The sequence below is a fragment of the Streptomyces sp. NBRC 109706 genome (genome assembly GCF_000974485.1).
Lineage (GTDB): Bacteria > Actinomycetota > Actinomycetes > Streptomycetales > Streptomycetaceae > Streptomyces.
Window position 1 is genome coordinate 263,983 of sequence record NZ_BBOM01000012.1, and the last position, 21,907, is coordinate 285,889.

Consider the following 21,907-nt stretch of genomic DNA (forward strand, 5'->3'; position numbering starts at 1 on the left):
ATGGGGGGTGGTTCCCCATATTCCCCCCGGATCGCCGGGTGCACTCCCCCCACTTCCTCGAATCCTCCACAAAATCCCAGCTCAGATGGATGGGTAGTGGGTAACGCGGGCGATGGGGGTGGTCGGCGGGCGCCGGTGTCAGCTTCCTGCACCGCCTTTCCTGTCAGCGCCCCGGCGGCGGGATCTCCTTGACTGGCCGTCGGCGACGTCACAGGATCGGTGCACATTCGGCCGGTGCGAACGGCCCGGCGTGGCAATGATTTCCGCGCTTCTTCTCCCGCCGCCCCGGATCCCTCTTTTCTCTTTTCCCGATTCCTGTCCGAACGCCCCGCGACGGTTGGTGAACGAATGTCTTCCAGGAGTGCGGAAAGCACGCACGGTGCGCCGATCGCCGTCGTCGGACTGGCCTGCCGGCTGCCGGGCGGCCCCGATCCGGCCGCGTTCTGGCGGCTGTTGGCCGACGGTGGCGACGCCGTGGCCGAGCTGCCGGCCGGGCGCGCCCCCGAGGATCTGCCGGCCGGCCACCGCCGTGGCGGGTTCCTGCCCTCGGTCGACGGTTTCGACGCCGGGTTCTTCGGGATCTCGCCGCGCGAGGCGGCGGCGCTCGACCCGCAGGCCCGGCTGGTGCTCGAACTGGCCTGGGAGGCCCTGGAGAACGCCGGGATCGCGCCGACCTCGCTGCGCGACTCCCCGACGGAGGTCAGGATCGGCGCCATCGCGGGGGACTGGGACCGGGTCGCCGACGAGCCGGGGCCCCATACGTTCACCGGCGCCCAACGGGGGCTGATCGCCAACCGCGTCTCCTACCACCTGGGGTTGACGGGGCCGAGCCTGACCGTGGACACCGGCCAGTCGTCCTCGCTGGTCGCCGTGCACACGGCCTGCCGGAGCCTGCGCTCCGGCACCGCGCGGACCGCGCTGGCCGGCGGGGTGAACCTGATCACCAGCGCCCGTTCCAGCGAGGTGCTGGACGCGTTCGGCGCGCTGTCCCCCGACGGCCGCTGCCACACCTTCGACCGGCGGGCCAACGGCTATGTCAGGGGCGAGGGCGGCGTGCTGCTGGTGCTCAGGCCGCTGGCCGACGCGCTGGCCGAGGGGAACCGGGTGCACGCGGTGATCCTGGGCGGCGCCGTCAACAACGACGGCGGCGGCACCGGGCTGACCGTGCCGCACGGACCGGCGCAGGAGGAGGTCGTCCGGCTGGCGTTGCGGGACGCCGGGGTGGCCCCCGGGGACCTCTCCTATGTCGAACTGCACGGCACCGGCACCCGCGTCGGCGACCCGGTCGAGGCCGCCGCGCTGGGCGCCGCGCTGGGGTCGGCGCGACCGCAGGACGCGCCGCTGCCGGTCGGCTCGGTCAAGACCAACATCGGCCATCTGGAGGGAGCGGCCGGCATCGCCGGGCTGCTCAAGGTGGTCCTCGGGCTGACGCACCGGACGCTCCCGCCGAGCCTGCACTTCACCGCGCCCCCCGAGGACATCCCGCTGGCCGAACTCAACCTGGAGGTGGTGACGGAGCGTCGGCCGTGGCCGGCCGCTTCCGGTGGGCAACGGATCGCCGGGGTCAGCTCGTTCGGCGTGGGCGGCACCAACTGCCATCTGGTGGTGGCCGAGGCGCCCCCCGTTCCCGCCCCCGTTCCCGCCCCCGTTCCCGCCGGCGACGAGGCGCTGCCGCTGGTGCTGTCGGCCCGTTCGGTGCCGGCGCTGCGCGCCCAGGCCGGCGCGCTGGCCGGAACGCTCGCCGGCCCCTCGGCGCCGGCGCCGCGCGCCGTCGCGCACACCCTGCTGCGCGGGCGGGCCCTGCTGGAGCGTCGGGCGGTGGTGCTCGACGACCGGCGGGCCGCGCTGGAGTCGCTGGCCGCCGGCCGCCCCTCACCCTCCGTCGTCCAGGGCACCGCCGTGCCCGGGGCCACCGCCCTGGTCTTCCCCGGGCAGGGCACCCAGTGGCCGGGCATGGCACGGGAGTTGCTGACCGGTCCGGCACCGGTGGCCGAGCGGCTGCGGGCCTGCGCCGACGCGCTGGCGCCCTTTGTCGACTACGCGCCGCTGGACGTGCTGAGCGGCGCCCCCGACGCCCCCGAGCTGGACCGGGTGGACGTGGTGCAGCCCGCGCTGTGGGCGGTGATGGTCGCGCTGGCCGAACTGTGGCGCTCCTGGGGCGTCGAACCCGAGACCGTCATCGGCCACTCCCAGGGCGAGATCGCCGCCGCCACCGTGGTGGGCGCCCTCAGCCTGGAGGACGGGGCCCGCGTGGTGGCGTTGCGCAGCCGCGCCCTGCGCTCGCTCGACGGAGGCGGGATGCTCTCGGTCGCCGCGCCCCGCGCCGTGCTGGACGAACTGCTGGCCGCCGCGCCGGGGGTAGCCGTCGCCGCGTTCAACGGGCCGCGTTCGCTGGTGCTCTCCGGACCGCGCGCCGAACTGGTCGCGCTCGACGAGGCGTTGACCGCCGGCGGGCACCGCTCCCGGCTGCTGCCGGTCGGCTATGCCTCCCACTCCCCCGCCGTCGAGGCGGTCCGCGGCGAGCTGGCGGAGCTGCTGGCGCCGGTCAGACCCGTCTCGACGGGGGCGACGTTTGTCTCCACGCTGACCGGCGGACCCGTCGACACCGCCCGGCTCGACGCCGACTACTGGTACGAGAACCTGCGCCGACCGGTGCGGTTCGCCGACGCCACCGGGGCCGCCCTGGCCGCCGGGGTCACCCGGTTTGTCGAGGTCGGCCCGCATCCGGTGCTGACCGGCGGGATCGAGGAGTCGGCCGAGGAGTTCGGCGCCGAGGCCGTTGCCCTGGGCACCCTGCGCCGGGAGGACGGCGGGCCCGAGCGGTGGGCCCGCTGCGCCGCCGAGGCGCTGGTCGTCGGCGTTCCCGTGCAGTGGCCCCCGGTCCCCGACGGGCCAGGGGCCGATCTGCCGACCTACCCCTTCCAGCGCGGGCGGCACTGGCCGGGCGATGCGCCGGCCGCACCCGCCGAACGGCCCGCCGGCGGCCCGGCGGACGCGCCGCTGACGCTGGTCGCCGAGGCGACGGCCACCGTGCTCGGCCACCGCGACGCCGCCTCCGTCGACACCGCGCGCCCCTTCAAGGAACTGGGCCTCGACTCCGCGCTGACCGTCGAACTCCACCGCGCGCTCTCGGCGTCGACGGGTCTGCGGCTGCCCTCCAGCCTGCTCTTCGACTTCCCCACGCCCCGCCGCCTCGCCCGGCGGCTCGGCGAACTCCTCGACGGCGCCCCGCCGTCGACCCCGGCCGCCCTGGTACCCGCCGCGCCGAGCCGTGGACGTTCCCGGGCGGGCGGCGAGCCGATCGCGATCGTCGGCCTCGGCTGCCGGCTGCCCGGCGGGATCGGATCGCCCGAGGAGTTCTGGCGGCTGCTGGCCGACGGCCGCGAGGCCCTGGGCGAGCTGCCCGACAACCGGGGCTGGGACCTGGCCGCGCTGCACGCCGGCGCCTGCGCCACCCGCCGGGGCGCCTTCCTGCACGAGGCGGACGCCTTCGACCCGGAGTTCTTCGGGCTCAGCCCCCGCGAGGCGCTGGCCATGGACCCCCAGCAGCGGCTGCTGCTCGAAGTCTGCTGGGAGGCCATCGAACGCGCCGGGCTCGACCCGACCGGGCTGGCGGACTCGGCGACCGGCGTCTTCGTGGGCGCCATGGCCACCGACTACGGGCCCCGGCTGCACCAGCCGACGGGCGCGGCCGACGGCCATCTGATGACCGGCACCACGCTGAGCGTCGCCTCCGGCCGGATCGCCTACACCCTGGGGCTCCAGGGCCCGGCGCTGACGGTGGACACCGCGTGCTCCTCCTCGCTGGTCGCCACCCAGCTGGCCGTCCAGTCGCTGCGGCGCGGCGAGTGCTCCCTGGCCCTGGCGGGCGGGGTGACGGTGATGGCCAACCCGGGCCATCTGGTCGAGTTCAGCCGGCAGAACGGGCTGGCGCCCGACGGGCGGGCCAAGGCGTTCGCCGAGGACGCCGACGGCACGTCCTTCGCCGAGGGCGCCGGCGTCGTGCTGCTGGAACGGCTCTCCGACGCGCGCCGCAACGGACACCGGGTGCTGGCCGTCGTCCGGGGCGTCGCCGTCAACTCCGACGGCGCCAGCAACGGGCTGTCCGCGCCCAACGGGCGGGCGCAGGCCCGGGTCATCGGCCAGGCGCTGGCCGACGCTGGGCTCACACCGGCCGAGGTGGACGCCGTCGAGGCCCATGGCACCGGCACCGCGCTGGGCGACCCGGTGGAGGCCGACGCGCTGCTGGAGACCTATGGCGCCGACCGGGCCGAACCCGTCTGGCTGGGCTCGGTGAAGTCCAATGTGGGACACACCCAGGCCGCGGCCGGCGTCATCGGGCTGATCAAAATGGTGCTGGCGCTGCGTCACGGACTGCTGCCCGCCACGCTGCACGCGGCCCGCCCCACCTCGCGGGTCCGCTGGGACGACGGCGCGCTGCGGCTGCTGACCGAGGAACGCCCCTGGCCCGCCGGGGACCGGCCGCGCCGGGCCGCCGTCTCCAGCTTCGGGATCAGCGGCACCAACGCCCATCTCGTACTGGAGGAGCCGCCGGCCGCCACGCCCGCGCCGCCGCCGCCCGCCGAAGGGCCCCTGGTGTGGACGCTGTCGGCCCGTTCGCCCGAGGCGCTGCGCGCCCAGGCCGGGCGGCTGCGCGAGGTGGCCGCCTCGGCCGATCCGGCGGCCGTCGCCCCCTCGCTGGCGCGCCGCACCACGTTCGCCCACCGGGCCGCCGTGGTCGCCGCCGACCGCGCCGAACTCCTCGCCGCGCTCGACGCGTTGGCGGCCGACGAGACACATCCCGCGCTGTCGCTGGCGCTCGCGCCGCAGTCGAGCCGGCCGGTGCTGGTCTTCCCCGGACAGGGCGCCCAGTGGATCGGCATGGCCGCGGAACTGCTCGACGAGGACGCCGGGTTCGCGGCCGATCTGACGGCCTGCGCCGAGGCGTTGCGCCCGCATACTGGCTGGTCGGCCGTCGATGTGCTGCGCGGCGCCGAGGGCGCGCCGACGCTGGAGAGCACCGAGGTGGTGCAGCCGGTGCTCTTCGCCCTGATGTACGCGCTGGCCGGCCGGTGGCGCGCCGCCGGGGTGACGCCGGCCGCCGTGGTCGGCCATTCGCAGGGCGAGATCGCCGCCGCCGCGGTGGCCGGGGCGCTGCCCCTGGCGGAGGCCGCCCGGATCAGCGCCCTGCGGGCCCGCGTGGTGGGCGCACTGGACGGCACCGGCGGGATCCTCGCCGTCGGGCTGCCGGTCGCCGAGGTGGAGCCACGGCTGGCCGACTGGCCCGACCGGCTGTGGGTGGCCGTGGACAACGGTCCCGTGGGCTGTGTGGTGGCCGGCGAGCTGTCCGCCATCGAGGAGTTCGCCGCCGCCTGCGGCGACCGGGTCCAGCTGCGGCGCGCGCCGGTGGCCTATGCGGCGCACACCCCGCATGTCACGGCCGTGCGGGAGCTGTTGCTCGGCTCGCTCGGCCGGCTGACGCCCCGTTCCACCGAGGTGCGCTTCGTCTCCTCGCTGACCGGAACCCCGGTGGCGGGCGCGGATCTTGACGCCGACTACTGGTACCGCAATCTGGCCGAGCGGGTCCGCTTCGACGCCGCGATCCGGACGATCGTGGCCGAGGGGCCGGGCGCCGCGCTGTTTGTCGAGATCAGCCCGCATCCCATCCTGACCCACGCCGTCCAGGAGATCCTGGCCGACGCCGGGGCCCCGGGGGCGGCCGTGGCCACCCTGCGGCGCGACCACGGCGGCCGGCGGCAGTTCCTGACCGCGCTGGCGGCGGCCTGGACCCGTGGCGCGCCGGTCGACTGGCCCCGGCTGCTGGGGCCGGTGCGCGACCACCGGGAGCTGCCCACCTACCCCTGGACCAGGCGCCGCTTCTGGCTGCACCCCACCCGGCACGCCGGGCACCCGCTGGTGACCGACGTGCTGCCGCTGGCCGACGAGGACGGCACGCTGCTCACCGCCCGCGCCTCGCTGGCCGGCACGCCCTGGCTGGCCGACCACACGGTCGGCGGGCGGGTGCTGCTGCCGGGTACCGCGTTCGTCGAACTGGCGCTGCGCGCCGCGCGGGAGACCGGGGCGGCGGGCGTGGGCACGTTGACGCTGCGCGAACCGCTGGAGCTGCCCGCGACCGGCGCGGTATCGCTGCAGGTCAGGGTCGTGGGCGAGGAGTTGACCATCCATGCCAGGGCGGACGGCGAGGAACGGTGGACCCGGCACGCCGACGGCACCCTCACCGACGCGGTGCCGGCCCATCCGGCGGCGCCGCGCCAGTGGCCGCCCGCCGACGCGGTCCCCGTCGAACTCCCGGAGCTGTACGCCGGGTTGACCGAACGCGGCTATGGCTATGGCCCGGCGTTCCGTGGCCTGACCTCGGCCTGGCGCGACTCGGGCGGCTGGTGGGGCGAGCTGAACTGCCCGGTGGCTGGCGCCGACGCCTGCTCCGTGCATCCGGCGCTGTTGGACGCGGCGCTGCATCCGGCGCTCTTCGACGGCGCGGGGCTGCTGCTGCCGTTCCAGCTCTCCGGCGCCTGGGCGGCCCGGCCCGGCGCCGACCGGCTGCGGGTGCGGGTGAGCGAGGGCCGGATCACCCTCTGGGACGAACGGGGCGCGGTGGTGGGCGGCGTGGACGACGCGGTGCTGCTGCCGGCGGCCGACCGGGGCGCCGAGTGGTACCGGCTCGACTGGCGGGAGGCCGCGCCCGGCCCTGCGCGGCCGGGCACCGCGCACACCGTGCTGGACCTGGCGGACGAACTGCCGGAACGCGTACCGCCGTTGGTGCTGCTGCGCTGCCCCGACGCGCCGCTCGGCGCGACCCTGGAGCGGGTGGCGGGGACGGTGCGCCGCTGGGCCGTGGAGGAGCGGTACGCCGGGTCACGGCTGGTGTTCCTCGCCGACCCGGACTCGACGGCCGGATCGGCCGTCTGGGGTCTGGTGCGGTCGGCGATCGCCGAGCATCCGGACCGGTTCGGTCTTGCGGATGCCACCGCGGCCGAGGCCGCCGCTGTCGTCGCCGGGGCCGGGACCGTTCCGGCCGAGCAGTTCCGGGTCGTCGACGGGCGCGTCCTGGTGCCCCGGCTGGTGCGCGGCACCGTCGAGGAGCCCAACGGGTCCGCCGAGCCGGTCGAGCCGGCCGAGTTGGGCGACGGGACGGTGCTGGTCACCGGGGGCACGGGCGGGCTCGGCGCGCTGGTGGCCCGGCGGCTGGTGACCCACCATGGTGCCCGGGAGCTGCTGCTGACCTCCCGCTCCGGGCCCGCCGCCCCCGGGGCCGCCGAACTCGTAGAGACACTGGAGGAGTTGGGCGCCGAGGTGACGGTGGCGGCCTGCGATGTCGGCGACCGGGCGGCGCTCGCCGCGCTGCTGGCCGGCCGCCGGCTGGTGGGCGTGGTGCATGCCGCCGGGGTGCTGGCCGACGCGACCGTCGCCGAGCTGACCCCGGAGCGGCTGGCCGAGGCGCTGCGCCCCAAGGCGGCGGCGGCCGAACTGCTCCACGAGCTGACGGCCGACCAACCGCTGCGCGCCTTCGTGCTGTTCTCCTCGGTGGCCGGGGTGCTGGGCAACCGGGGGCAGGCCGCCTATGCGGCGGCCAACGCCCGGCTGGACGCCCTCGCCAGGACCCGCCGCGCGGCGGGACTGCCGGCCGTCTCCGTGGCCTGGGGCCTGTGGGCGCTGCCCACGGGGATGACCGCGCGGATGTCGGACGCGGACCGCCGGCGGCTGGCGGCGCTCGTTCCGCTGAGCGAGCACGCGGGGCTTGAGCTGTTCGATCTGGCGCTGCGCCCGGACGCCGAACCGGCGCTGGTCGCGGCCCACTTCGACCGGGCCGCGCTGCGCGGCCGCGCCGAGCGGCCGCCCGAGGTGCTGTGGGATCTGGTGCCGAGGCCACGCCCCGCCGCCGACCTGGCGGCCGCCGAGGCCGAGGCGCCGGCGGAGCCGACCCGCCCGGACGTGGCACGGCTGCCGGCGTTCGTCCGCGAACAGGTGGCCCTCGCCCTCGGGCACCGCTCGCCGGACGCGGTCGACGACGAACGGCCGTTCAGCGAGCTGGGGTTCGACTCGCTGACGGCGGTCGAGCTGCGCAACCGGATCGCCGCCGCCACCGGGCTGCGGCTGCCGGCCTCGCTGCTCTTCAACCATCCGACGGTGAACCTGCTGGCGCGTCATCTCGCCGAGCAGCTGGCGCCCGACGCCGAGGCCGAGCTGCGCACCGCGCTGGACCGCGCGCTGCCGGGGCTCGACCGCGAGCAGGCCGTGGCGGTGCTGACCGAGGCGCTGGAACGGCTGGGCGCGCCGCCCCCCGGGCTCGGGGACGCCGCCGGGCCGCCGGCCCGGACCGCCCCGACCGCCCCCGTGGACGCGTCGGACGAGGAGCTGTTCGCCTTTATCGACGGCCAGCTCCACACCGACGGCCGGCCATGAGCCACGGCCCCGACGCCTCTTCCCCACCCCGACGAAAAGCCCAGGAGTAGCCATGGCCGGCGAGGACAAGCTGCGCGACTATCTCAGGCGGGTGACCGCCGAGCTGACGGACACCCGTCAGCGGCTCGCCGAGGCGGAGGCCCGCGAACGGGAGCCGGTGGCCGTCATCGGGATGTCCTGCCGGTTCCCCGGCGCGCCCGATGTGGCGTCCTACTGGGAGCTGCTGCGCGAGGGCCGTGCCGCGCCCGTCGTCGACGTGCCGGAGGGCCGTTTCGATCTGGACCTGACGCCCGGGGAACGGGAGCGGTTCCGGCCGAGGAAGGGCGCGTTCCTGCCCGAAGTGGCCGGTTTTGACGCGGAGTTCTTCGGGTTCGCGCCCCAGGAGGCGCTGCGGATGGACCCCCAGCAGCGGCTGATGATGGAGCTGGCCTGGGAGGCGATGGAGGACGCCGGCACCCCGGCGCCCGACCTCGCCGGCAGCAGGACGGGGGTGCTGCTCGGCTTCTCCGACGCCTTCCAGTACGGGCAGGTGCAGGCCGAGCGGCAGGGCACCGACGCCTATGCCGACCCCTATATGGGGCAGGGCAGCCTCGGCAGCGTGGTCGCGGGCCGGCTGGCCTACCACTTCGACCTGCGCGGCCCGGCGTTCTCCCTGGACACCGCCTGCTCCTCCACCCTGGTCGCCACCCATCTGGCGCTGCGCGCGCTGCGCGCCGGCGAGTGCGACTACGCGCTGGCCGGCGGCGCCTTCCTCGCGCTGCACCCGTTCCTCTACCTCTACAGCGGCGCCAACGCGCTGCTGTCGCCCACCGACCGCTGCCACACCTTCGACGCGGCGGCGGACGGCTATGTGATGGGCGAGGGCGGCGGGATGGTGATGCTGGCCAGGCTCTCCGACGCGGTGCGCGCCGGGCACCCGATACGGGCGGTGATCCGGGGCTCGGCGGTCAACCAGGACGGCCGCAGCAACGGGCTGACCGCCCCCAACCGGGACGCCCAGGTGGCCGTGGTCCGCCGCGCCCTGGCCGACGCCGGCGCCCGGCCCGACGAGGTGGCCTATCTGGAGGCGCACGGCTCCGGCACCGCGCTGGGCGACGAGATCGAACTCGGCGCGCTGCAGGAGGTGTTCGGCCGCCGCCCGGCGAACGACCCGCTGCCGGTGGGCGCGGTGAAGACCAATGTCGGCCACACCCATACGGCGGCCGGTATCGCCGGGCTGATCAAGACGGTGCTGACGCTGGAGCACGAGCTGGCCCCGCCCAACCTCGGCCTGGTCAGGCCGGCCGAAGCGGTGACCGCCAGCACGGCGGTGCGGCCGGTGACGGACGCCGTGCCGCTGCCGGCCGGCGCGCTGGCCGGCGTCAGCTCCTTCGGCTGGTCGGGCACCAACGCCCATCTGGTGCTTGAGCAGGCGCCGCCCCCGCCCACCGAGCCGGTCGGCGCGGACGCGCCGACGCTGCTGCCGGTCTCCGCAGCCGACGAGGCGGCGCTCGCCGAGCGGCTGACGCGGCTGGCCGGGGCCGCCGAGGGCGTCGCCCTGCCCGATCTGGCCCACACCCTGCAAACCGGCCGCGCCCAGCTGCGGCACCGCCGGGCGGTGGTAGCCGCCGACGCCGCCGAGGCGGCCGCGCTGCTGGCCGCCCCGCACGAGCCGGTGCGCGCCGCCGCGCGCCCCCGGGTGGCGTTTCTGCTGTCCGGCGTCGGCGACCAGTACCGGGGCCTCGGCCAGGCGCTGTACCGGGACGAGCCGACGTTCGCCCGGGAGGTGGACGCCTGTCTGGCCATCGCCGAGGAGCGCTGCGGGATCGATCTGCGGTCGGTCTTCCACGCCGCCCCCGAGGACCGGCCGGAGGGCGAACCCGGGCCGGCCGCCGGCTCGTTGCTGCCCACCGACGGCGGGGACGCCGCGCTGGAGCGCGCCGAGATCGCCCACCCCTTCCTGTTCACCGTCGAGTACGCGCTGGCCCGGCTGCTGGCCGAACGGGGCGTCACCCCCGATCTGTTGGTGGGCTACAGCCTCGGCGAGTATGTGGCGGCCGCCCTGTCCGGGGTCTTCGACGTGGCGGACGCCCTGTGGCTGGTGACCGAGCGGGCGCGGCTGATCGCGGCGGCCCCGCCGGGCCGGATGCTGGCCGTCGCCGCGCCGCCCGAGGCACTGGACCTCCCCGGGATGGAGGTGGCCGCGCTCAACGGCCCCCATATGACGGTGCTCAGCGGCACCCCGGAGGCCACCGATGAGGCCGGGACCCGGCTGGCCGAGGCGCGGATCGCGGCCAGGCGGCTGCGTTCCGCGCACGCCTTCCACTCGTCGCTGCTGCGCTCCGCCCAGGAGAAGCTGGCCTCGCTGGTGGCGAGCGTGCCGAGGAACGCGCCCCGGATACCGATCGTCTCCAACGCGACCGGGCTGCCGATGACCGACGAGCAGGCGCGGGACCCGCGTTCCTGGTCGGACCACCTGTGCCTGCCGGTGCGGTTCGCCGAGGCCGTGACGCACTGCGCGGGCGCCGGCGTCGACGCCTATGTGGAGTTGGGCCCCGGGCAGACCCTCGGCGGACTGGTGCGGCAGAACCTGCCGGCCGACGACCGGCCCGCCGTGCTCGGCACCCTGCCGGGCCCCTGGCCGGCGACCGGCCGCCCCGACGAGGCCGTCTCGGTGCTGGAGACCTGCGGCCGGCTGTGGGAGCGCGGCGTCGCGCTGGACTGGACGGCGCTGCGCCCGGCGCACGGCCGCCCCGTCCCGCTGCCCGGCTACCCCTTCCAACGCACCACGTTCTGGCCGGAGTCGACGGCGGCCGCCCGGCGGCCGGCCGCGCAGGCGGCCGGCGAGGGCCCGTCCGGCGGGGCGCACCGCTACGCCCCCGTCTGGCGGCGGGACGCCTCGGCCGATCCCGCACACCGGGCGGTGGCCGGCGGCACCCTGGTGGTCTTCAGCGACGGGGTGCTCGGCGCCCGGCTGGTCGAGCTGGCCCGGGCGGGGTCCGGTGGGTTCACCGAGGTCGTCGAGGTGGTCGCCGGCTCGGAGCCCGGGCGCCTGGGGCAACGGATCGAGATCGACCCGGCCGACCCCGCGCACCACCAGGAGGTGTTCGAAGGACTGTCGGGTCCGCTGCGGGTGGTGCAGCTGTGGGGTCTGCTCGACGGCGACGCGGGGCTCTTCGCCGACGACGCGTCGCTGGCCGCCGCCGTCAGGACCGGCTTCGACGCCCCGCTGCTGACCGTGCGGGCCCTGGCCGGACGCGAGGCCAGGCTGCTGACGGTCAGCGTCGCGGCCGAGGAGATCACCGGCGGCGAACTGACCGCCCCCGTCCGGGCGTTGGCGCACGGCCTGGGGCGCGGCGCGGTCGCCGAGTACCCGGGGCTCCGCTGGCGCGGCGTCGATGTGGAGGCCGGGCCCGAGTCCGCCGGGGCGCTGCTGTGGGAGCTGTCCCACGGCGCCTGGGAACAGGGCGATCCGGTGACGGAGCCGGTGCTCGTCGGCTGGCGGGCCGGCCGGCGCTGGCTGAAGGGCCACACCGAGCTGCCGGAGCCGGACACCAGCTGGTCGCCCGAGGGGACGTTCCTGGTCACCGGCGGCACCCGGGGTCTGGGGCTGGCCGCCGCCCGGGATCTGGTGCGGCGCGGAGTGCGCCGGCTGGCGCTGGTGGGGCGGAGCGGGACGGCCGATGTGACGGCGTTGGAGGCGGCCGGCGCCGAGGTGCTGGTCCTCGCCGCCGATGTGGGCGTCCCCGACGAGCTGCGGCGGGCGGTCGCCGCCACCGTGGCGCGCTTCGGCGCCGTGGACGGCGTGCTGCACGCCGCGGGGCGGCCCGGCGGCGGACTGGTCCAGCGGCTGACGCCTGACGAGGCCGGCGCGGCGTTGGCGCCCAAGGTGCTCGCCATGGGTCCGCTCGCCGAACTCCTGGGCCCCGACAGTCCGTTGCCCACCCCACCGCGCTGGCTGGTGCTCTACTCGTCGATCGCGTCGGTGGTGGGCGGCGTCGGCGAGGCCGACTACTGCGCCGCCAACGCCGTCCTGGACGGCTATGCCCAGGCGCTGGCCGGCGTCGCGCCCGGCACCCGGGTGCTCTCCGTCGCCTGGGGCCACTGGCAGCACGACGCCTGGGCCGACGACGCCACCGGCGCCGACCGGATCGCGCACCGCCGCCGGCACGGCTTCACCGACGAGGAGGGCTGCGCCCTGCTGGGCGGCCTGGCCGCCACCGCCGGCGGCGCCACCGTCGCCCTGCGCCTGCCGCTGGCCGCCACGGCCCGCGAACTGGCCGCGCTCAACGACCTGCACACGCTGGTGGAGAACGCCGAGCCCGCGTCGCAGGCCGAGGGCGCCAGGTTCGCGCGGCCCGCGCTGCGCACCGCCTATGTGGCGCCGCGCTCCGATCTTGAGCACACCGTCGCCGACCTGTGGGGCCGGTTCCTCGGCATCGACCGGGTCGGCGTCCATGACGCCTTCTTCGACCTCGGCGGCAACTCCCTGGTCGGCATGGCCATGGTGGCCGAGTTCGAGCGCCGGCTGTCCCGGCCGATCGCGCCGGCCGTCCTCTTCGAACACCCCACCGTCGCGGCGTTCGCCACCGCGCTCGACGGCGGTTCCCAGCCTCGGCCGGCCACCGGGACGACGCGGGGCGAACAGCGCCGCGCCCGGCGGTCACGCCCCCGGAAGTGAGGATCACGTGAGCGAGTACACCCAGGCCGCCGAGGCGCGGCCCGAAGACCCCGAAGACGAGGCGGCGCCGACCGATATCGCCGTGGTCGGCATGGCCGGCAGGTTCCCCGGCGCCCGCGATGTGGCGGCGCTGTGGGAGTCCGTGCTGGCCGGCCGCTCGGGGATCACCGAGTTCACCGAGCACGAGCTGCGCGACGCCGGGGTCGCGCCCGAACTGCTGGCCGACCCCGCCTATGTGCGGGCGGGCGCGGTCATCGACGGCGTCGAGGAGTTCGACGCCGGACTGTTCGGGCTGACGCCCAGGGAGGCACAGGTCCTCGATCCGCAGCACCGGCTGCTGTTGGAGCACTCCTGGGCGGCGCTTGAGGACGCCGGCTGCGATCCGGCCCGCTTCGAGGGCTCCGTCGGCGTCTTCGCCGGGACCGCCTGGAGCACCTATCTGACGAGCAATCTGGTGCCCGCCGGCATCGACCTGGACATGGGGGTGACGCTGGGCAACGAGAAGGACACCCTGGCCACCCGTGTCGCGCATCTGCTGGGCCTGACGGGCCCCGCGTTCACCGTGCAGAGCGCCTGCTCCACCTCGCTGGTCGCGGTGTGTGTGGCGGCCGGCAGCCTCGCCAACCTGGAGTGCGATGTGGCGCTGGCCGGCGGCGTCTCCGTCACCGTGCCGCAGCGCGTCGGCTATCTCTACCAGGAGGGCGGGATCGCCCCGCCGGACGGCAGATGCCGGGCGTTCGACGCGGCCGGGCTCGGCGCCCCGCTGGGCAGCGGCGTCGGCGTGGTGGCACTGCGCCGTCTCTCCGACGCGCTCGCCGACGGCGACCGGGTGTACGCGGTGCTGCGCGGCTGGGCCGTCAACAACGACGGCGGACACAAGGTCGGCTTCACCGCCCCCGGGGTCGCGGGACAGGCGGCCGTCATCGAGGAGGCGCTGGCCGCCGCCGGACTGGCGCCCGGCGACATCGACTACGTGGAGGCGCACGGCACCGGCACCGCCCTGGGCGACGCCGCCGAACTGGCCGCGCTGCAACGGGTCTTCGCCGGCGAGTCGGTGCGCGTCGGCTCGGTGAAGACCAACCTGGGCCATCTGGACCGCGCCGCCGGCGTCACCGGACTGATCAAGACGGCGCTCGCCCTGCACCACGGCGAGCTGCCTGCCACCCTGAACCTCGAACGCCCCAATCCGCAACTGGCCGACGGCACCGCCAGGTTGAGCGTGGTCACCGAGCGCAGCCCCTGGTCGCGCACCGAGGAGCGGACCCGGCGCGCCGGCGTCAGCGCCTTCGGCATCGGCGGCACCAACGCCCATGTGGTGGTCGAGGAGGCCCCCCTCCCGGCGCTTCCCCCGGCTCCTGGCCCGGGTGCCGAGCGCCCCGAGCCGCTGGTGTGGTCGGCGCACACCGCGTCCGCCGCCGACCAGGCCACCCGCGATCTCGCGGCCCGGCTGACCGGCGCCGACGACGCGCTCGCCGATGTCGCCGCTACCCTACAGACCGGACGCCGCGAGCTGCCCCACCGGCGGATGCTGGTGGCCGGCACGGTCCCTGAGGCGGCCGAGGCGCTGCGCGCCGGCTCGGTCGCCACCGGGGCGGACGGCACCGGCCGCACCGGGCTGCTCTTCGGCGCCCTGCCGACCGCGCATCCGGCGACCATGGCCGCGCTGTACGCCACCGAGCCGGCGTTCCGCGCCGAACGCGACCGGCTCACCGAACCGCAAGGCCCCGTCGCCGACGCGCTGGCGCTGGCCGCGCTGCCCGCGTCCTGGGGCGTGACGCCGACCGCCGTGGCCGGCGGCGGCACCGGCGCCGCCGCGCTGGCCGCGCACCTCGGGGTGCTGTCCCCCGCCGACGCGGCCGAGTTCGCGGCCCGCCGCGCCCGGTCGGGCGCCGTTCCCTCGCCCGCCGAACGCGGGGCGCTGACCCGCTGGTTGACCGGGCGGCTGCGCCCGATCGCCGAGGCGCCGACGCTGCTGTCGGTCACCACCGGCGACGAGGTCGCCCCCGAGCGGGCGGCCGATCCGGCGTTCTGGAGCGAACAGGTCTGCGCGTCCGACGCGTTCGCCGCGCCCGCCGGGTTCGAGCCGCTGGTCGAGGTGGGCACGGGCCGCGCCGGAACGCTCCCGCTGCTGCCGGCCGGGGACGAGCCGGCCGCCGCCCGCAGGGCGCTGGCCGAGGCCGCCGGACGACTCTGGCTGGCCGGCGCGCCCCTGGACTGGTCGGCCTACCGGGCCGGCCGGCCGGCGCGCCGGGTCTCGCTGCCGAGCTACCCGTTCCAACGCGCCCGCTACTGGATCGACCCGCCGGCGGCCGCCGGGGCCGCCGAGGACCGGGTGCGGCTGCTGCGCCCCCGCTGGACGCCTGCCCGGGAGGCCGAACAGGCGCCGCTGACCGGCCGTCATCTGATCGTGCCCGACGCCGGCGGGGTGGCCGAGGCGCTGGCCGCCCTGGTGCGCCGGGCCGGCGGCGAGATCGTCACCGAACGCCCCGATGTGGTGGTCGACCTCTCCGCGCTGGACATGGCCGATCCGGTGGCCGCCGTCTCCTCGGTGGCGGCCCGGCTGGTCGCCGCCACGGCCCCGGTGCTGCTGGTCACCCGGGGCGGGCAGGGGGTCACCGGCGCCGAGCCGGCGGCCCCGGGCCAGGCCGCCCTCGCGGTCCTCCCGGTGGTCGCCGACCAGGAACACCCCGGCGTCGAGCGGCGCTGCCTGGACCTGGACCCGGCCTACGGCCCGGCGGAGGCCGCCCGGGCGCTGGCCGCCGAACTGGCCGGGCCCGCCGAGGCGACACTGGTCGCGCACCGGGGCGGGCGACGCCATCTGGTGACCTTCGAACCGGCCGAGGCCCGCCCCGCGACGGGCGTCAGGGCCGGCGGCAGCTATCTGGTGACCGGCGGCCTCGGGCCCGTCGGGCTGCTGCTCGCCGAGCATCTGGCGCGGCGCGGCGCCGGCCGGCTGGTGCTCACCGGCCGGGGCGAGCCCGGCGAGCGGGCGGCGCGGCTGCGCGGCCTGGGCGCCGAGATCGTGACGCCCAGGATCGACGCCAGGGACCGGGCGGCGATGCGGGAGCTGCTGGCGGCCGAACGGTTCGACGGCGTCGTGCACGCCGCCGCCGACGCGGGCCCTGAGACGCTGCTTCCGCTGGCCGGGCTCGAACGGGACACGCTGGAGAGGCAGTTCGGCGCGAAGGTCGAGGGCGCCGCGCTGCTGGCCGAACTGCTGGACGAGCTGCCGAGGGAGCGGCGTCCCGACTGGTGCGTGCTGTTCTCCTCCACCTCGGCGGTGCTCGGCGGGGTGACGCTCGGCGGCTACGCGGCGGCCAACGCCGCGCTCGCCGCCCTGGTGCGGGGCCGCGCGGCCGGCACCCGCTGGCGGACTGTGGCCTGGGACACCTGGCCTGGCACCGCCGCACGGGTCGAGGGGCGGATCGGCGACGCCCTCGCCGCCCATGCCATGACTGAGGCGGAGGCCACCGAAGCCTTCGACCGGGTCCTGACCCGGGGCGACGACACGCTGCTGGCCGCCGCCGGCGGGCTGACCGACCGGCTGCCCGGCCTGGCCGAACGGTCGACGACCGCCGCCCCCGAGGCGGCCCGCTTCCCCCGGCCCGAGCTGGCCCAGCCGTATGTCCCGCCGGCCCCAGGGCCGGAAACCGCGCTGGCGGAGATCTGGTCGCGGACGCTGGGCGTCGAACCGGTGGGTGCCAGGGACGCGTTCTTCGAGCTGGGCGGCAACTCGCTGCTGGCGCTCCAGATGTTGGGCGAGGTCAGAAGGGCGCTGGGGGTGGCCGTCCCCACCGTGACGCTCTTCGAACGCCCGACGGTCGCCGCGCTGGCCGAACTGGTCGACGAACGGGCCACGGCCCAGACGCCGGCTCCCGTCGTCGAACGCGCCGCCGAACCCACCGCCGTCCGGGCCACGTTGCCCCCGGTCTCGGCCCCGCCGCTGCCCGACTGCGTCGCCGGGCTCACCCGGCCGAAGGCCGCCGTGCCCGCGCCCGCGCCCGTGACCGGGCCGGCGCCCCTGCCGGTGCCCGCGCCCGCGCCCGTGTTCGGGGACGACGAGCTCGACCGGCAGGTGGCCGTGGTCGGGATGGCCGGCCGGTTCCCCGGCGCCGGCGATGTCCAGGCGTTCTGGCGGAACCTGTGCGAGGGAGTGGAGTCGATCAGCTTCTTCACCCCCGATGAGCTGGCCGAGGCGGGCGTCGACCCGGAGCAGATCGCCGATCCGGCCTATGTGCCGGCCCGGCCGGTGCTGGACGACGTGACGGGCTTCGACGCCGCGTTCTTCGGGCTGAGCCCCCGGATGGCGGCGCTGACCGACCCCCAGCAGCGGCTCTTCCTCGAAGTCTGCTGGGAGGCGCTGGAGCAGTCCGGCTATGTCCGCCCCGAACACCGGGGCCGGGTCGGCGTCTTCGGCGGCTGCAACCTGAGCACCTATCTGCTGGGCATCGCCGGCCGGTTCACCGACGAGCGGGACGCCAGCATCTACGAGCTGGTGATGGGCAACGACAAGGACGCGCTGACCACCACCGTCTCCTATCTGCTGGACCTGCGCGGGCCCAGCGTGGCGGTGCAGACGTTCTGCTCCACCTCGCTGGTCGCGGTGCACAGCGCGATCAGGGCGCTGCGGGCCGGGGACTGCGAGATGGCGCTGGCCGGCGGGGTCTCCGTGCGGGTGCCCGACCGGATCGGGCACCGGCACAGCCCGGGCGGCATGGAGTCGCCCGACGGGCATGTGCGGACCTTCGACGCCGAGGCGCGCGGCAGCATGTTCGGCGACGGATCCGCCGTGGTCGTCCTCAAGCGGCTCGGTGACGCGCTGCGCGACGGCGACCACATCTGGTCGGTGATCCGCGGCTCGGCCATCAACAACGACGGGGCGCTGAAGGTCGGTTACACCGCGCCCAGCGTGGCGGGCCAGGCCGCCGTGGTCGCCGAGGCGCTGGCCGACGCCCGGGTCTCCCCCGACGACGTCGGCTATGTGGAGGCCCATGGCACCGGCACCCCGCTGGGCGACCCGATCGAGGTGGCCGCGCTGACCAGGGCGTTCGGCGCGACGGAACGGCGACAGTACTGCCCGATCGGCTCGGTGAAGCCGAACGTCGGCCATCTGGACCGGGCCGCCGGCACCACCGGGCTGATCAAGACCTCCCTCGCGGTCCGCGACGGGCTGCTGCCGCCCACCCTGCACTTCCAACGGCCCAACCCCGAGATCGACTTCGCCAACAGCCCGTTCTACGTCAATGCGGAGCTGACGGAGTGGAAGGCCGGGGAGCGGCCCCGGATCGCCGGCGTCAACTCGCTGGGGATGGGCGGCACCAACGTCCATCTCGTCGTCCAGGAGCCGCCGCGCCGCACCGCCCCGCCCGCGCCCGAGGGGGGCACCGAGCGCAGGCACCAGGTGTTCCCGGTCTCGGGACGCACCGGGGCGGCGGCGGACGACGCGGTGGCGCTGCTGGCCGACCATCTGGCCGAGCATCCCGAACTCGCCTTGGGCGACGTGGCGTTCACCCTCCAGGTCGGGCGCAGGACGTTCGAGCACCGGCGGGTGGTGGTGGCCGAGGGGCTGGCCGAGGCGGCGCGCGCGCTGCGTGACGCGCCGGCGACCCGTTTCGATCCGACGCAGGGGCGGCGGGTGGCCTTCCTGTTCACCGGCGTCGGCGAGCAGTACCCGGGGATGGTGCGCGAGCTGTACCGGCGCGAACCGGTCTTCCGCGCGGCGCTCGACGACTGCCTGGCGCGGCTGCCCGAGCCGGAAGGACTCGTCGAACTCCTCGCCGGTGAACGGGAGTCGGGCGGCGGTCTGGCCGCGCTGCTGGGCCGCGAGGCGACCACGGACCCCAGGTCGGAGCGGCTGGGCCGCACGGAGCTGGCGCAGCCGCTGGTCTTCGCCGTGGACTACGCCCTGGCGAGCACCCTGCGGGAATGGGGCGTGACCCCCTCCCTGATGTTCGGCTACAGCGTCGGCGAGTATGTCGCGGCCTGCCTGGCCGGGGTGCTCACCCTGGACGAGGCGCTGGCCCTGGTGGCGCACCGGGCGCGGCTGATCTCCCGGGTCGAGCCGGGCGGCATGGCCGCCGTCCCGCTCGCCGAGGACGAGCTGCGCGCCCGTTTCCTCACCGGCGGCGCGGACGGCGTGGACGGCGTGGACGTGGCGGCCGTCAACGGTCCCGAACTGACCGTGGTCGCCGGCCCGTCGGCCGCCATGGAGCGGCTCGCCGAGCGGCTGGCCGCCGCCGGGGTGCCCAGCCGTCCGCTGCGCACCGGCCACGCGTTCCACTCCCGGATGCTGGCGCCCCTCGCCGACGAACTGACCGCCTGGGTGCGGGAGAACGTGACGCCCAGACCGCCCACCGTGCCCTATCTCTCCAATGTGACGGGCCGGCCGATCGAGCCCGAGCAGGTGCTCGACCCGGGCTACTGGGCGCGGCACATGTGCGAGCCGGTCCGCTTCCACGCGGCCGCCGAGGCCCTGTTGGCGGACGAGGGGCTGGCGCTGGTGGAGATCGGCCCCGGCCAGTCGCTGGGCGCGCTGCTGCGGTCGGGCGGCTGCCCGCCGGACCGCTGGGCGCATATCACCGCCACCCTGCCGGCCGAGGCCGACCCGCGCCCCGACGACGCGGTGCTCGCCGACGCGCTGGCCCGGCTGTGGCTGCTGGGCGTGGACATCGACTGGGCCGCGCACCACGAGGGGAACGGACGCGGCCGGGTGCCGCTGCCGACCTATCCGTTCCAGCGGCAGCGGTTCTGGATCGATCCCGCGCCCGCCGCGCGGGGGGCGCTCGGCGCCGCCCCCGAGGAGGAGACGGCCGACGGGCCGCTGGCCAGGTTCGACCGGATTCCGCTGCTGCCCGAGGAGGAGTGGCTGCATCTGCCGGTGTGGCGGCAGATGCCGGCGCCCGCGCCCGAGCCCGAGGAGCCGTCCTCCTGGCTGGTGTTCGCCCGCCGGGGGCCCGGCGAGGCGGTGCTCGCCGCGCTGCGGGAACGGGCGGCGACCACCGGCGCCACGGTGACGGTGGTGCGTCCCGGCGCCGCGTTCTCGGCGGGGCCCGACGGGTACGTGGTGCGGCCCGGGCGGGTGGACGACGCCCTGGCGCTGCTGCGCGCGCTGCGGTCGGCGACCGGCCGGCCGGAGCGGGTGGTGCATCTGTGGAACCTCGGTGACCCCGGGGCCGCCGACCCGTTGGCGCTCGGCCTGCACTCGTTGGCGGCGCTGGCCCGCGCCGCCGGTGAACTGGGCCTGGACCGTTGGCGGTTGGACATCGTGGCCAGCGGCAGCCAGCGGGTCCTCACGGACCAGGAGGTGCGGCCCGAGGCCGCGACCCTGGTCGGCCCGACGCTGGTGATCCCCATGGAGTACCCGGGGGTGGAGGCCCGACTGGTGGATGTGGAGCCGACGCCCGACGCGGCGGCCGTGGTCGCCGAGCTGCGGCGGCCGGTGGACGCCGAAGGGCGGGTCGTGGCGCTGCGCGGCGGCCGGCGTTGGCTGCCGGACTACCAGGTGCTGCCGCCCGTTCCGGAGGCGGAGGCCGTGCTGCGGCCCCGTGACGAGGGCGTGTATCTGATCACCGGCGGTCTGGGCGGCATCGGCCTGGCCATGGCGGAGCGCCTGGCGCGCGAACACCGGGCCCGGCTGGTGCTGTTGGGCCGGCGCGGGCTGCCGCCCAGGGAGCGCTGGGCGGCGATCGCCGACGGGACCGACGACGGCAACGTCGCGGAGCGCGTCAGGGAGCGTGTCCGGCGGGTGTTGGACATCGAGGCGCTGGGCGGCCGGGTGCTGGTCGTCGAGGGCGATGTCGCCGAGCCGTCGGACGTGCGGGGCGCGGTGCGGCTGGCCGTGGAGCGGTTCGGCGCCCTGCACGGGGTGCTGCACACGGCGGGCGTGGCGGGCACCGGGCTGATGCAGTTCAAGGAGCCGGGCGACGCCGAACAGGTGCTGGCGCCCAAGGTGGCCGGCACCGAGGCCCTGTTGACGGCGCTGCGCGCCGAGGGCGTCTCGTTGGACTTCCTGCTGCTGTTCTCGTCGATCACCTCGGTGACCGGCGGCGGCCCCGGCCAGGTCGACTACTGCGCGGCCAACGCCTATCTGGACGCCGTGCCGGCGGGCGCCGACCAACCGGTGGTCTCGGTCGCCTGGGGCGAGTGGACCTGGAACGCGTGGGACGAGGGCCTGTCCGGCTACGAACAGGACATCCAGACCTTCTTCCGCGAGCACCGGGCGAAGTTCGGCATCTCCTTCGACCAGGGCTGGCGCACCCTGCTGCGGGCGCTGGCCGCCGGCGCGCCCCAGGTGGTCGTCTCCACCCAGGACCTGCCGTCCGTGGTGCGGGTCGCCACCGGGTTCAGCGTCGAGGCGGTGACCTCGGCGCCGACGGCCGGCGACGACACCCCACGGCATGCCCGCCCCGAGCTGGTCACCCCCTTCCAGGAGCCGGCGGGACCGACCGAGGCGACCGTCGCCGAGGTGTGGTGCCAGGCGCTGCGGCTGGAACGGGTCGGCGCGCTGGACAACTTCTTCGAACTGGGCGGCACCAGCCTGTTGGGGATCAGCCTGCTGGCCACGCTGCGCGGGTCCTTCCCCGAGGCCGATCTGCCGCCCCATGTGATCCACGAGGCCCCCACGGTCGCGGCGCTCGCCCGGCTGATCGACGGGCCGGGGGCGGAGCCGCCCGAGGCGGCCGACATCCCGACGCGGCGGATCGAGGACCAGGGGCGGCTGCGCCGCTCGGGCCTGCGGGCCGCCGCGGCCCGCCGCCGCCGGGCGTGAGCCGCCCGGCCCGGCGGTACCGGAGCAGACCCCGACAGACCTTGTACGACGGACCG

At 76.5% G+C, this 21,907-nt stretch carries 3 protein-coding genes; all 3 read left to right on the forward strand.

The annotated features are described in order from the left end of the window. The first annotated feature begins 348 nt into the window (after positions 1-348). Genes AOM46_RS28475 through AOM46_RS32615 form a run of 3 tightly spaced genes read left to right on the forward strand, consistent with a single transcriptional unit; the run spans position 349 to position 21,851 of the window. Positions 349-8,424, forward strand: a complete 8,076-nt coding sequence (locus AOM46_RS28475) for an SDR family NAD(P)-dependent oxidoreductase (protein WP_062216669.1) — start codon at positions 349-351, stop codon at positions 8,422-8,424. A 52-nt stretch (positions 8,425-8,476) separates the two neighbouring features. Further along, complete coding sequence (locus tag AOM46_RS28480) at positions 8,477-13,084, forward strand: type I polyketide synthase (RefSeq protein ID WP_062216672.1); 4,608 nt, start codon at positions 8,477-8,479, stop codon at positions 13,082-13,084. 7 nt (positions 13,085-13,091) lie between these two features. Next, positions 13,092-21,851, forward strand: a complete 8,760-nt coding sequence (locus tag AOM46_RS32615; RefSeq protein WP_062216675.1) for a type I polyketide synthase — start codon at positions 13,092-13,094, stop codon at positions 21,849-21,851. Positions 21,852-21,907 lie beyond the last annotated feature (56 nt).

Coding starts and splice junctions, on each gene's coding strand:
- AOM46_RS28475 (WP_062216669.1), top strand. CDS start 349: ATGTCTTCCAGGAGTGCGGAAAGCACGCACGGTGCGCCGATCGCCGTC.
- AOM46_RS28480 (WP_062216672.1), top strand. CDS start 8,477: ATGGCCGGCGAGGACAAGCTGCGCGACTATCTCAGGCGGGTGACCGCC.